Here is a 13792-nt window from a genome sequence, read left to right as displayed (position 1 = left end):
GAGTTCAGAGGGGCTGACCTTCCGCGATCCGCGCCTCCGGCACAAGCGCCTTTTCGCGCAGGAAATAGGCGTTGCGATCCTCCTCCTGCGCGTTCACGACCGCGCGAATTCGCAGCAAATCCTTGCGCGCGACCAGGCCGACCACGCGATGACTGGCGCGATCGACCACCGGCAGCCGTCCGAGATCGGAAGCGACCATGAGATCGGCGACCCGGCCCAGCACGTCGTCAGGATGCGCCAGCACGACCGAGGTATCGGACACCACGTCGTCGAGCGTTGCAGCCTGATGATCGCCCTCGGTGCGCCAGCGAAGCACATCGGCACGGGTCACCATGCCCGTCAGCCGTCCATCGGACGCGACGACGGGATAGGATTTGTGACGCCGCTGATCCGAGGTGAAGAACGCGACTGCCGTGTCGATCGACATGTCGACCGGCAGCGTATCGACGTCGGTGGCCATGACATCGGAGGCGCGCAGCAGCTCGAACGGATCGATCGCGTATTCGCGCGTGATGTGCTGACCACGGCGCGCGATCTTCTCGGTCAGGATCGAGCGCTTGAGCAACAGAACGGTGACGGCATGCGCCGCGCCGGTCGCCGCCAGCAGCGGCAGCAGCATGTCGATATTGCCGGTCAGCTCGATCGCGAACATCACACCGGTGAGCGGCGAGCGCATCGTGCCGCCCATCATCGCGGCCATGCCGACCAGGGCCCAGAACGACGTGCCCCCCGGCAGCACGAGCCCCTCCATCCAGCCGGCCGTGCCGCCGAGGATGAGCAATGGCGCCAATACGCCGCCCGAGGTACCCGAGCCCAGCGCGACCACCCAGATCACTGATTTCACCAGCAGGAGCCGGATCGCCTCGTCGCGCGCCATATGGCCGGACAGGAGATCGGCAATGACGTCGTAGCCGACGCCCAGAGCGCTGGGATCGATCAAGCCGCCGAGACCGACGATGAGGCCGCCGAGCATCGGCCACCACATCCAGTGCACCGGCAGACGATCGAACAGATCTTCGACGGCGTAGAGTAATCGCGTCATCAGTCCCGATTGCAGGCCCGCGACGATGCCGACGCCGATCGCAGCCGCCAGGCCCCACCAGGGCAGGTCCGGATGCTGCGCGAACGGAAACAGCGGTCCCGTTCCGAACAGCAACGGGCGCCATGCCGCCGAGATCACCGCCCCCGTCACCACGGGCAGGAAGCTGCGCGGCTTCCATTCGAACAGCAGCAGTTCGACCGCGAGCAGCACCGCCGCGATCGGCGTGCCGAAGATCGCCGTCATGCCGGCGGCTGCGCCCGCGACTAGCAGCGTCTTGCGCTCGGCCGCGGTGAGATGAAAGCATTGGGCGAAGATCGAGCCGATCGCGCCGCCTGTCATGATGATCGGTCCTTCGGCGCCGAACGGACCGCCGCTGCCGATCGAAACCGCCGACGACAATGGCTTTAGAATCGCGACCTTCGGCTGCATCCGGCTGCCGCCGATCAGGATCGCCTCGATTGCTTCCGGGATGCCGTGACCCCGGATCTTCTCGGATCCGAACCGAGCCATCAGCCCGATCACGAGACCGCCCAGCGCCGGCGCCAGGACCATCCAGATTCCCGGGTGGGCATTCGCGAGTGAGACGTTCCCGGTGCTGAAATGGCCGAACCAGACCAGATTGGTCACCAGCGCAATCAGCTTCAGCAACACCCAGGCGACCCCGGCGCCAAGACTGCCGACCAGCAGCGCCATGCCGATCAGGATCAGCACGCGCCGGTCGGCGGTAAAATCTCCGGGCTTGCCGCGAGGACGCGGGAGGCCGCCGGTCATGTCGGGGGTCTGGCGCATGGATAGCTCTTTTCGGGAGAATCTTCGCCCGTGCAATATATCGCACTACGATATATATCAAGGAATGACTGCTATGAGCCTGCCTGCCGCGCGCGCAGCTCGTCGACCAGCACCCGCACGTTCTCCGAATAGTCGATCGGGATCGAGACCAGGTGCACACCGCCTGCCCTAAAAGCGGCATCAAGCGTCGGACCAAAGCTCTCGATGCTGTCGATGCGGTGACCGGTGGCGCCGTAGGCCTTGGCGTAGAGCGAAAACTCCGGATTACCGAAGGTCATGCCGTAATCGGCAAAGTGATCGACCGCCTGCTTCCAGCGGATCATGCCGTAGGCGTTGTCCTCCAGCACCAGCACGATGAGATTGAGCTTGAGGCGGACGGCGGTCTCCATCTCCTGGCTGTTCATCATGAAGCCGCCGTCGCCGGCGACCGCGAGCACGCGGCGGTCGGGATGGAGCATCGCCGCCATCATCGCCGACGGCAGGCCGGCGCCCATCGTTGCCAGCGCATTGTCCAGCAGCAGCGTGTTGGCGACGCGGGTGCGGTAGTTGCGCGCAAACCAGATCTTGTACATGCCGTTGTCCAGCGCGACGATGCCGTTCTCGGGGATGACCTGGCGGATGTCGTGCACGATCCGCTGCGGCGTCGGCGGCCAGCGCGTCTCGGTGGCGCGGTCGGCGATGTGATTGAGGATCTCCTCCCGCAAGGGCAACAGCGCCGCCGCTTGCGGCAGCTTGCCTTCGAGCCGATCAGCCAGCAGCTCCAGGCTCGGGCCGACATCGCCGACCACCTCCGCATCAGGAAAATAGACCAGCTCGACGCTGGCCGAGGTGTAGCTGACGTGGATGACCTTCGGGCCCGATGGACCCATGATGAAGGGCGGCTTCTCGATCGGGTCATGCCCGATCGCAACGATCAGGTCGGCGGCGTCGATTGCGTCATGCACATAGTCGCGTTCGGACAGTGCCGCAGTGCCCATGTAAAGATTGGTGCCGCCGGGCACGGTGCCCTTGCCCATCTGCGTGGTGAAGAACGGAATGCCGGTTCGCCGCACGAAGCTGGCGATGCCGTGGGTCGAGCGCGGCCGGCTGGTCGCGGCCCCCATCATCACCAGCGGTCGCTTTGCGGCCAGGATCATCTCGGCGGCCCGATCGAGCGCGGCGCGGTGCGCGACGGGAATCTCGATCGGGTGGACCGGGATCACGGGCACGGCGTCGACTTCGTCGCCTGCGATGTCCTCGGGCAATTCGAGATGCACCGGTCCCGGCCGCTCCTCCATTGCCACGCGGAAGGCATCGCGCACCACCGTTGGAATCGAGCTCGCGCTGACGATCTGCCGCGACAGCTTCGTCAGCGGCTTCATGGTCGCGACCACGTCCACGATCTGGAAGCGCGCCTGCCGGCTGCTCATGATCGGCTTCTGCCCGGTGATCAGGATCATCGGCATCGCGCCGAGATTTGCATAGGCAGCCCCGGTGGACAAATTGAGCGCGCCCGGGCCCAGCGTCGAGAGACAGACGCCGGGCTTGCCGATCAGCCTTCCGTGCGTGGCGGCCATGAAGGCGGCGGCTTGCTCATGGCGGGTCAGGACCAGCTCGATCCTGGAGGTACGCAGCGATTCCACGAGATCGAGGTTTTCTTCGCCGGGGACGCCAAAGATGCGGTCGACGCCTTCGTTCTCCAGCGCCGCGACGAACAAGTCCGATCCTTTCACTTTGCGGTCCCGCTCGCTCATGTCGTCTCCGCTTGCTGCCGGCTCCGGGTGATCAAGGAGCGCGCGCATCGTAGCCGAGTGGGCCGCATGCACAACTCACGAAGAGTGTCGCAGCTGCTTCCACATCGTCCCGCACCGGCAAGGTCGGTCGGGCACGAGTTGGCCGAGGGCGGGGTGAGCCAAAGCGGCTCAAAAGGTGAGCCAAAAAGGCTCACCCAAGCGGATTCCAACTGATGCAAATGTTTCCTTGCCAACCGCACCGGCAACGCCAGTCGCGACGGAGGCGAGGAGGCTCAAAGGAGCGGACTGCTCCTTTGAAAGACTTGCTATCCACAACCGTATCGCACGAGTTACAGTTGATCCCGCGCCACAACGACCGGGCTTCGCGAAAGCCGAGCGCGCAGATCACCGCCCGAAGCGTCCCGGCCGGTTGGCATTCGCCATCTGCTCGAACGCCTTCGCCAGCTCCTCCGGAGCTTGCTTGCTCTTGAAGTCCTGCCACGCCGCCTTGAACCGCGCCTTGGCATCTTCGAGGCTCGCGGCCGAGCCTGAGGGTGGACCGGGCAGCGTCACCGTGACCGTCCACGACCAGAAATGATCATCGAAGCGGATGCGACCGATTTGATGGCCGTCCTCGCGCACTTTGTAGTCGTCGAGGCCGATCAAGCGAAGGGTCAGCATCGGACCATGCTATCGGCAGTGCTAGAATGGCGCCACGGCAGAGCCACGCAGATGCGCAAGCCCCTCTTCGATTACCCGCAGGTCCTCCTGAACATACTTTAGAGCGGTCGGGGCCCAGAATTCTTCAATCAGCAACCGGCGTCGAAGGTCTCGCATACTCTCCAACGCTTTCCAGTCCTTCAGGCTCACATAAGCGGAAACAAGCGGCTCGATCGGTGATGGCATGGAAGCATTCCAAGGAAATGAGACACCCACCGGTTTGCCGAGTTTCCCCGGCATCCTTGGTTCCTGCGAGCACATATGTGAATCGCGGGCCATCGTATTTTCGGGGCGCTTTCGTGCGCGCGGCGGGCTGATTGATGGTCAGATGCCGCGCGAGTTGATCTTCGCGCGCAAGCGGTGACAGAAATCCTCCAGCACCGTCTGAAGGTTTTCGCAGTTCACGAGCAACCGTTCGGCCAACTCGCGGTCCGCTGAGCCGAAAGCAAAGTCATCCCGAGCTCTTCTGACGCGGCGCACGTGGTCGCGACCATTTGCGGCTGTCCGTTCAGCAAATTCCAGATGCTCCAGATCGTGGCTGAGCTGGTCCTCCTCCTCGATCAGCAGCTTGGTGATGCGCGTTCGATGGTCAGGCGCGAGATCACTTCCGTTCAGAAGGCCGATGTAATGATCGACGTTGGCCTTGGCGACAAACCGGTGCATGGCAACCCCCGTTGGCCATCCCGTTTACGGGCCGATTATGCGACCGAGCCAAGGTCAGGGTGGAAGGATATTTCATGCGGTGATCCTCACGTCTCGGTGAAGCGTATGGATGCGAAATATTTTGGGGATTGCGGATGAACATTTTCGGGTGCGCGGATGGCCCCACCGCTAGCGTGTTTTGTCCATCTGGCGACGCAAGGGATGGTGCCCCCACTGCACCTTGAGCGACACGATCACCTCACGGGCGAGCAAGCGACCACCGCAGCCCGGCGAGCCGTCTAGTCATACTTCCCTTACTTGCCGAGGATGTCCGCGGCCGCGCGCTCCAGGATTCCGGCGATGCGACGCGCCTCAGCAGAATCGCTGCCATGCTTGGACCGCAGCGCGCGCTTGAGGTTGTGGCGGGCGCGGTGCAGCTCGTCGGAGGCGTCGGCATCGAGATCGCTGACGCCGGCAAAGGCCTCGCGCACCTCGTCCATGCGACGTCCGATCCGCGACAGCGCCTGGAGGATCGCATCAGCAGTGCCGCGCTGCTCGGCGAGATAGGTCTCGCCCTGCGGCGTGATGCTGTAGAGCTTGCGGCCGCCATCCTGTGCGACGCTCGCGTTGCCGACCTCTTCGAGATAGGTCAGCGCCGGATAAATCACGCCGGGGCTCGGCGTATAGAATCCCTCGGATCGCTCCTCGATGATCTTGATCAGCTCGTAGCCATGCGCGGGCTTTTCGGCGAGCAGCGCCAGGATCACGAGCTGGAGGTCCTGTGAGGCGAGACGCCGTGCTCCCGGAAAGTCGTCGCCGCCCCGGCCGAAAAAGCCATGCCCGCCGCGGCCGAAGCGATGCCGTCCGCCGTGACGGCCCATGGCGAAATGGGCGAAGTGGCCAAAGTGGAAATCCCTGTGGTCTCTGTGTTTGGTGAACATATTTGGTTCCTTGCTCAAAACATATCTTACGATATAACTGGAGATAGCTTTGGGGCAAATCACGGGTCCGTGATCGCGAGCGGAGCCGCGCGGGGTGCAATTCCGCGATCGAAACCGCATGACATCCAGGACCTTCGGAAGCACGCTGCCTGCTCCTCCCCGCCGCAACCAAGGTTGTGCAAGGGGAAGGCACCTCCGTGCTCAAGGTCAGCGGCAAGATGTTCGCGATTTGCGGTGGCTTTGCCGCAAGGTCCGGCGGCTACATGTTCAAGGTCTCGAACATGGCCTAAGCCATGTTGATCGAACACCGCCTGGCGCGGCCCGCGCCTTATCTCGCACGGGCCAAATGGGTGCAGCTTGTCAAGCAACAGCGTGCTGGAGGATGCCGAGCTCACGGCCTATCTCGCTCACCCCCACGCGTTTATCATGGCAAAGCTGACGAGAAAGGCGCGCAACGAGCTCGGGCTTGTGTCGCTGGAGACCCGGCCCGCATGACGATCTCCGCGTGCAACCGATCAGCTGCGCGCGGCGACATTGAGATTTCATCCCTCCCCGATATACTGCCTGTCCTGGATTCGAATTGGGAAGCGGCGTGGCGATTGATCTGAAGGCGATCGAGCAACTCGCTACCGATCAATCCTCGCTCAAGGCGGCTGCCGGCCTTGCCAAGCCCGCCAAATGGTCCGGCGTCGGCGGCAGTCCGGATGGCGCGCTGATCTGGGGCGAATGCGCGGGCTCCGGCGCCAATCCCTACCGGGTGATGGCTGATCTCCGCGACCTCGGCAACAAATGCACCTGCCCGTCACGAAAATTCCCCTGCAAGCATGTGCTCAGCCTGTTGTGGCTGAACGCAGAATCCATCGTGCCGTTTGCGCCCGCCGATACGCCCGCCTGGGTCAGCGACTGGCTCGGGCGTCGGCGCGGCCCATCGGCTGCAAAGCCGGCAGGCGCCGCCGCTCCGTCCGGCGAGAAGGATCTGCGCGCCGCACGCGTCATCGAGCAAGAGGCCACTGAAGATCCGAAGGATGTCGCGCGGCGTGAGGCACAGGCAGCCAAACGAAACGAAGAGACCGAGCGCGCGATCTTGGATGCGCTGGATGCGCTCGAGCAGTGGATCGGCGATCAGCTCCGCCTGGGCCTGTCCGGCTTCATCGACGATGCCACCGCGCGATGCCGGCGTATCGCCGCGCGCCTGGTCGACGGCAAGGCCACGGCACTCGCCAGCCGGATCGACGAATTGCCGGCCCGCCTGCTCGCGCTCGACGCGGGTGACCGGCCGCGCGGCGCCGTCGTCGAGTTCGGCAAGCTGGTGCTGCTTGCGCGCGCCTTCCGCGGCGCGCCGCGCGATGCCGCGATCCGGCGCAGTGTGGCAACATCGGAGACGCGCGAGATGGTGCTGGCCGATCCGAGCGCACCGCGGATCGATGCGCAATGGGAAGTGCTGGCCGAACAGGTGCAGACACGGCGCGACGGCCTGGTCTCGCAAACCACATGGCTGCTCAATCTCGCCGCATCGGGCCCGCGCTTCGCCATGCTGCTCGACTTTTTTCCTGCGAGTGCCGGACGACGTGGTTCGGTCTTCACGCCCGGCGAGCGCTTCCAGGGCGAGCTCGTCTTCTACCCGTCGCAACGGCCGCTGCGCGCCCTGCTCGTCCGGCGCGACGCCGCGCAGGCTACGCTGACGCCCGAATGGCCTGCGCCGAATCAAACGCTCTCCAATGCATTGACGCAGCCGCTGCTGGCCGAGCCGTGGACGATCGAGATTCCCCTGCTGCTGCCGGAGGGACGGATCGCACGTGACGATGCCGGGGGCGCCTGGTGGCGCGCGGCCGACGGCGCGGCCGCGCTGCCCGTCGCAGGCAAGGCGGAGGGCTTGCTCTCCGGCACCGAACTGACGCGCACCGCCGCAATCTGGTCGGGCAACCGGCTCACGATCCTCGCTGCACAGTCCTCTTGGGGAAGGATCGGCAGCCATGACTGAAACAGCCAGCGCGGAGGCGATCTTCGAGACCATGGGCACGATCGTGACACGCTGGACCATGGGCTCGACCGCAGCTTCCGCAGCATCAATCTGGCGCGTCGACCTTGGCGACGATCCTGTCGAGGCCGAGTTGCGACTGCTCGCTCTGTCCGGCCAATTCCTCGGCACAATCGTGACAGGCGAACCACCCTCTGCACTGCGGGTGCTGCCCGACATCCCTGCGCTCGCGCGGCCGACCGTGCCTGAGACATTGCGGCCGCTGGTGCGCCGTATCCTTGCGGCGAGCAAGGACGCAGCGTCCAAAGCCGATGTCATCCACTTCCTCGCCGCGCGTGGCTGGACGACACATCCTGCCGACTGGATGCCTGATGCGAGCGATGAGGATGCGCCGGACGTCTATGCAGCATGGCGCGACTGGGCCGCACTCGCCGCGGCCGGCGAGACGACGCCGCGACAGACCGGCGACCAGCTCACGGCGGACAATTGGGACGACTTCTGGCCGGCCGCGCGCAAGGCCGCGTTGATCGAACTCAGGCGAGGCGACCCCTCCGCGGCGCGTGCGCTGCTCGAAGCCAGGCTCGGCAGCGAGAACGCCGATGCGCGGCTGCGCCTGTTGAGCCTTCTGTCGGAGCGATTGTCGGGTGACGATGTTGCCCTTCTCGAAAACCTTGTGACGAACGATCGCGCGCCGAAGGTCAAGGCCATGGCAACATCCATGCTCGCCCGTCTCGGCCACGGTCCCGCCCTGGCCGAAGACATTGCGGAGCTCGCCGGTTTCTTCTCGGTGAAGACGAAGGGGCTGCTGCGTCGCTCCCGCGTGATCGACTTTGAAGCTCCCAAGACGCCGGCACAGTGGCAGCGACGGAAAGTCATGCTCGAGGGTGCCGATCTGACGTCGTTCTCGGACGCGCTCGGCCTCGCCCCGCAGGATTTGATCGCTGCCTGGGATTGGAACGTGGACCCGGCGGCCGACGCTGGGTTGATCAAGATGATCGTGGAGACCGGCACCGACGCGCAGCTCGCGCAGGCTGCCGGCGTCGTCAGCGAGCACGATGCGAGCGGCCTCATCGCGGCGCTGGCGCCGCGGCTGGCGCCCGCTGAACGGGCCAGGTTCGCGGCGGCAGGTTTGCACACGCACGGCTTCCGCTTCGAGATGGCGCAGGCGGTCGCCGGCGTTGCCGCACGGCTCGACGATCTGCTGTCGGCGCCATCAGGTGCCAAGCTGCTGACCGAGCTTCGGCGCGATGATGCCAAGCCTTCCGATCATGTTGCGGAACTTCATGCGCTGGGCCTTATCGCCTCGCGCGATGGCGCGCGACGATCGCTGGAGCAACTGACCGGCGCAGGCCTACTGCAAGCCGATCCACGCCTCGACATGCTGCGGCTCAACGCCGCGTTGGACGATCAAGGAGAAAAGCCATGAGCGAGAAACTGCGGTTGCCCGCTGAGGACAGTTTTGCGTCCGAGCTGAAGGCGCTCGCGGCGGGCGAAGGCCATCGCCCACCCGGCTGGGCGCTGTCGCCGCGGCAGGTCGTAACCTATCTGATGGGCGGTACGGCGGCCGACGGCACCGCGATCACGCCGAAATATGTCGGCGACAAGCGGCTGATCGAGACCGCCGTTGCGACGCTTGCAACCGACCGCGCGCTGCTGCTGCTCGGCGTGCCCGGCACCGCCAAATCCTGGGTCTCCGAACACCTCGCCGCCGGCATCACCGGTGACTCCACGCTCGTGATCCAGTGCACCGCCGGAACCGACGAGAACCAGATCCGCTACGGCTGGAACTACGCTCAGCTGCTCGCCCACGGGCCGAGCCGCGAAGCGCTGGTGCCGACCCCGCTGATGCGCGCGATGGAAGGCGGCAAGCTCTGCCGGTTCGAGGAGCTGACGCGCATGGGCAGCGACGTGCAGGACACGCTGATCACCGTGCTGTCCGAAAAGATGATGCCGATCCCGGAGCTCAACACCGCGGTTTATGCGCAACGTGGCTTCAACATCATCGCGACCGCCAACAATCGTGACAAAGGCGTGAACGAACTGTCCTCGGCGCTCAAGCGCCGCTTCAACGTGGTCGTGTTGCCGCTGCCCGACAGCGCCCAAGAAGAAGTGTCGATCGTCGTCAAGCGCGTCGGCGAGATGGCGCAGAACCTCGATCTACCGGCCCCGAAGAACGTCGCTGAGGAAGTGGCGCGGGTGGTCGCGATCTTCCGCGAGCTGCGTTCGGGCTCGACCGAGGACGGCAAGGTCGCGCTGAAATCGCCCTCCGGCGGCCTCTCGACCGCCGAAGCGATTGCCGTGATGGTCGGCGGCATCAGCCAGGCGACCTTCTTCAACGATGGCAAGCTGACGGCTGAGACACTCGCCAGCAACATGATCGGCGCGGTCGTCAAGGATCCGGTGCAGGATACGGCCGTGCTCGGCGAATATCTCGAGACCGTGCTGAAGAAGAAGCGCGGCTTCGAAGGCTATTACGCTTCGCTGACCGACCTGATCTGACGCCATGGCCGGCGGCATCCATCTGTTCGGTATCCGGCATCACGGGCCGGGATCGGCGCGGCGCCTGGTGGAGGCGCTCGATGCGCTCAAGCCCGTCGCGGTGCTGATCGAGGGGCCCTCGGATGCCTCCGAGCTGCTGCCCATGCTCGCCGACCCCGACATGGTGACGCCGGTGGCGCTGCTCACCTATGCCGAAGACAATCCGGCCCATGCGAGCTTCCATCCCTTTGCCGACTATTCGCCGGAATACCAGGCTGCCTGCTGGGCCGTGCGCCACGGTGCAGCCTTGCGCTTCATCGACCTGCCTGCCTCGGATCGCTTGGGCAGTTCGGCCAGCGACATCGCGGAGGAGATTGCCGCAAGATCGGAGGAGGACCCGGTCAGCCGTGATCCAATCGGCGCGCTCGCGACGGCGGCAGGGTATGACGACGGCGAGTCCTGGTGGTCGGACGTCATCGAGGAAAATCCCGCGACAGGTCCTGTGTTCGCTGCCGTCACTGAGGCGATGACGGCACTGCGCGCGCAAGAAAAGCCGCTATCGGCTCGCGAAGCCGCGCGCGAAGCGCATATGCGGATCGAGATCGCGAAAGCGGCGAAGGAGTGCGAGGGCGCCGTCGCCGTCGTTTGCGGCGCCTGGCACGTGCCGGCGCTCACGGAGCGACGCAGCCTTCCGGCTGACCGCGAATTGCTCAAGGGCCGGCCGAAGGCGAAGATCAAGGCAACCTGGGCACCATGGACTGCGCCGCGCCTGGCACGTGCGAGCGGCTATGGCGCGGGCGTGGTCGCTCCCGGCTGGTGCGCGCATCTCTGGGAGACGCGCGAGGGCGATCGCGTTGCCCTTTGGCTCGCCAAGGTGACGCGCGTGCTGCGCGACGGCGGTCATTTCGTCTCGACCGCCTCGGTGATCGAGGCGCAGCGTCTCGGCATCGCGCTCGCGGCGCTGCGCGAGCGGCCCTCACCCGGCTTCGAGGAGCTGCGCGAGGCGGCAATCGCATGCCTGTGCAACGGCGAACGGGCCGTATGGGACGACGTCGCGGCCGAGCTCCTGATCGGCGCGGGTGTCGGCTCGATCCCGCCGTCGACGCCACTGGCGCCGCTGCTGGACGATCTCCAGCGCCAGCAGAAGGCGACGCGGCTGAAACCGGAAGCGCTCGAACGGCCGCTGACGCTCGATCTGCGCAGCGAAAGCGGGCTGATGCGTTCGACGCTGCTGCACCGGCTGGGCGCGCTCGGCGTGCCCTGGGGACGGCTGACGGACGCAGGCCGCAGCCGCGGAACGTTTCGCGAGAACTGGCAATTGCGCTGGGAGCCGGAATTCGCAGTGCGGCTGGTCGAGAACCTGCTCTATGGCTCGACCATCGCCGAAGCGGCCGGCGGCCGCCTGATCGAGGCGATGAGCAAGGAGGCGGAGCTTGGCGCGCTGGCGAGCCTCGTGCGCAACGCCATGATCGCCGATCTGCCGCGCGCCACCGAATCCGGCATCTCGGCGCTCGAAACCAAGGCAGCCCTCACCAGCGACGGACAAGCGTTGCTCGACGCTTTGCCGCCAATGGCCGACATCCTGCGCTACGGCGAGGCGCGTGCCGGCACCGTCGAGCATCTGGCAGCCCTGATGCCGCGGATCGTCGTGCAGGCGGCCATCGCCCTGCCCTACGCCTCCCGCAATCTGGATGGTCCGGCAGCATCCAAGCTGCGCGGCGCGATCCTCGCAGCCGATGCCGCGATCCAGCTGGCCCAGCTCGACGCCAACATCGTCGCCCGATGGCGCGAGGCGCTGACCGCCCTGCTGCATGATGACCAGACCACGCGGTTGATCGCCGGCACCGCGGCGCGGTTGCTCTACGAAGCCGAGCTCTTGGCCGGCGATCACACCGCCGACCTGCTGGCACGCATGCTTTCGCCCGGTACGCCTGTCGCCGAGGCGGCCGGTCTTTTCGAAGGCTTCTTCGAGGGCGCGGGCCAACGCTTGATCCATGACGCGGCGCTGCGCAGCGCAGTCGACGGCTGGCTGCTGGCGCTCCCCGAAGATGGCTTTACCGCCGGCCTGCCGCTGTTCCGCCGCGTCTTCTCGGCGCTCGATCGCAACGAGCGCCGGCGCTTGATGGATGTGCTGTTCGCGCGAGGCACCGGCGGCGCGAAGGGCTATCGGCTTGTCCCGGATGCCGGCGCCGTCTGGCCGCTGCACGAGGCGCGCGTGCTTGCGCTTCTCAAGGTGGGAGCTGCGCGATGAGCGAGAGTGATGAACGTAGCCGCCGCTGGACCCTGGCTCTCGGCGCCGATGCCGAGAACGGCGGAGCCGGTGCGCCCCTGTCCGATAGCGACCGCCGCATGTCGGAAGCCCTGACGGCGCTCTACGGCGACGGCGATGAGGGGCCGAAAAAAGGCCGCGGCGGGCTCGGCGGCTCGGCCCCACGCGTCGCGAAATGGCTCGGCGATATCAGGGAGTTCTTTCCTGCCCCAGTGGTGCAGGTGATCCAGAAAGACGCCTTCGAGCGCAAGGGGCTTCGCCAGATGCTGCTCGAACCCGAATTCCTCGCAACCGTCGAAGCCGACGTAAACCTGATCGCCGATCTGGTCGCGCTGCGCGGCGTGATGCCGGAGAAGACCAAGGACACCGCACGGATCGTCATCGCCAAGGTGGTGGGCCAATTGATGGAGCGGCTCGAGCGGCGCACGGCGGATGCGGTCCGCGGTGCGCTCAACCGCTCGCTGCGGACCAACCGCCCGCGCTTTGCCGACATCGACTGGCCGCGCACCATCAAGGCCAATCTTCGCCATTATCAGGCCGAGCATCACACGGTGGTGCCGGAACGGCTGATTGGCTTTCTGCGCCAGCAGCGTCGCATTGTCGATCTCGACGAAGTCATTCTGTGCGTCGATCAATCGGGGTCGATGGCGACCTCCGTCGTCTACGCCTCCATCTTCGCGGCGGTCATGGCCTCACTGCCGGTGGTCGCAACCAAGCTCGTCTGTTTCGACACCGCAATCGTGGATCTGACCGAGGAGCTCGCCGATCCCGTCGAGGTGCTGTTCGGCGTTCAACTCGGCGGCGGCACCGACATCAACCGCGCCGTCGGCTATTGCGAGGACCGCATCGAGCGCCCCGCCAAGGCGCATCTGGTCCTGATCACCGACCTCTATGAAGGCGGCGATGCAGACGCGCTGGTCGACCGCCTGGGCAGGCTCGCAGCGCGCGGCATCAACGTGATCGTCCTGCTGGCACTGACCGACACCGGTCGCCCGTCCTACAACCCCGCCCTCTCGGCGAAGGTTGCGAGCCTCGGCATCCCCGTCTTTGCCTGTACGCCGGATCAGTTTCCCGACCTGATGGCGACCGCGCTGAAGCGTGAGGACGTTGCCGATTGGGCCGCCGATCGGGACATCAAGTTGATTCGGCCCGAAGGATGAATGCCTGAATCTGACGAGAGCTTCAGTTGACCATAGCACGATATCTGACTAAAGTCAGGCA

Annotated in this window: 12 protein-coding genes; 6 read left to right on the top strand and 6 right to left on the bottom strand. The window is 65.7% G+C overall.

Annotation, left to right across the window (positions count from 1 at the left end; translation table 11 throughout):
• Positions 1–4: 4 nt before the first annotated feature.
• The 6 genes from ACVIIW_RS25155 to ACVIIW_RS25130 form a co-directional block, all read right to left on the bottom strand.
• Positions 5–1831 (bottom strand): chloride channel protein, encoded by a 1827-nt coding sequence (locus ACVIIW_RS25155; protein WP_456703199.1) that lies wholly within the window; start codon positions 1829–1831, stop codon positions 5–7.
• 71 nt (positions 1832–1902) lie between these two features.
• A complete protein-coding gene (locus tag ACVIIW_RS25150) occupies positions 1903–3564 on the bottom strand; it encodes an acetolactate synthase large subunit (protein WP_456703198.1) in 1662 nt (553 codons plus the stop codon).
• 384 nt (positions 3565–3948) lie between these two features.
• Positions 3949–4209, bottom strand: coding sequence for a DUF4398 domain-containing protein (locus ACVIIW_RS25145; protein ID WP_456703197.1), 261 nt, complete (start codon positions 4207–4209; stop codon positions 3949–3951).
• Between the two features lie 36 nt (positions 4210–4245).
• Positions 4246–4503: a hypothetical protein gene (locus tag ACVIIW_RS25140; protein WP_456703196.1), complete on the bottom strand. Its 258-nt coding sequence runs from the start codon at positions 4501–4503 to the stop codon at positions 4246–4248.
• An 84-nt stretch (positions 4504–4587) separates the two neighbouring features.
• A complete protein-coding gene (locus ACVIIW_RS25135) occupies positions 4588–4926 on the bottom strand; it encodes a hypothetical protein (RefSeq protein ID WP_456703195.1) in 339 nt (112 codons plus the stop codon).
• Between the two features lie 293 nt (positions 4927–5219).
• Entirely contained in the window at positions 5220–5846 is a 627-nt protein-coding gene (locus tag ACVIIW_RS25130) for a PadR family transcriptional regulator (RefSeq protein ID WP_456703194.1), read from the bottom strand.
• 357 nt (positions 5847–6203) lie between these two features.
• On the opposite strand from ACVIIW_RS25130, the gene ACVIIW_RS25125 reads away from it, so the two are divergent.
• The 6 genes from ACVIIW_RS25125 to ACVIIW_RS25100 all read left to right on the top strand — a co-directional run bounded on the left by ACVIIW_RS25125 (position 6204) and on the right by ACVIIW_RS25100 (position 13731).
• Positions 6204–6341, top strand: a complete 138-nt coding sequence (locus ACVIIW_RS25125) for a hypothetical protein (protein ID WP_456703193.1) — start codon at positions 6204–6206, stop codon at positions 6339–6341.
• 97 nt (positions 6342–6438) lie between these two features.
• Positions 6439–7827: an SWIM zinc finger family protein gene (locus tag ACVIIW_RS25120; protein ID WP_456703192.1), complete on the top strand. Its 1389-nt coding sequence runs from the start codon at positions 6439–6441 to the stop codon at positions 7825–7827.
• Entirely contained in the window at positions 7820–9250 is a 1431-nt protein-coding gene (locus ACVIIW_RS25115) for a DUF5691 domain-containing protein (protein WP_456703191.1), read from the top strand. Before ACVIIW_RS25120 ends, ACVIIW_RS25115 begins: the two co-directional genes overlap by 8 nt.
• Positions 9247–10323 carry an ATP-binding protein gene (locus tag ACVIIW_RS25110; protein WP_456703190.1) on the top strand — a complete coding sequence of 359 codons (1077 nt, stop codon included), beginning with the start codon at positions 9247–9249 and terminating at the stop codon, positions 10321–10323. Before ACVIIW_RS25115 ends, ACVIIW_RS25110 begins: the two co-directional genes overlap by 4 nt.
• A gap of 4 nt (positions 10324–10327) precedes the next feature.
• Positions 10328–12553: a DUF5682 family protein gene (locus ACVIIW_RS25105; RefSeq protein ID WP_456703189.1), complete on the top strand. Its 2226-nt coding sequence runs from the start codon at positions 10328–10330 to the stop codon at positions 12551–12553.
• Entirely contained in the window at positions 12550–13731 is a 1182-nt protein-coding gene (locus ACVIIW_RS25100; protein WP_456703188.1) for a VWA domain-containing protein, read from the top strand. The genes ACVIIW_RS25105 and ACVIIW_RS25100 overlap by 4 nt, the downstream gene beginning before the upstream one ends.
• Positions 13732–13792 lie beyond the last annotated feature (61 nt).

Source organism: Bradyrhizobium sp. USDA 4449 (assembly GCF_054056275.1).
The sequence above is the reverse complement of the archived record's forward strand: the minus strand, read 5'-3'. Positions and strand labels throughout refer to the sequence as shown.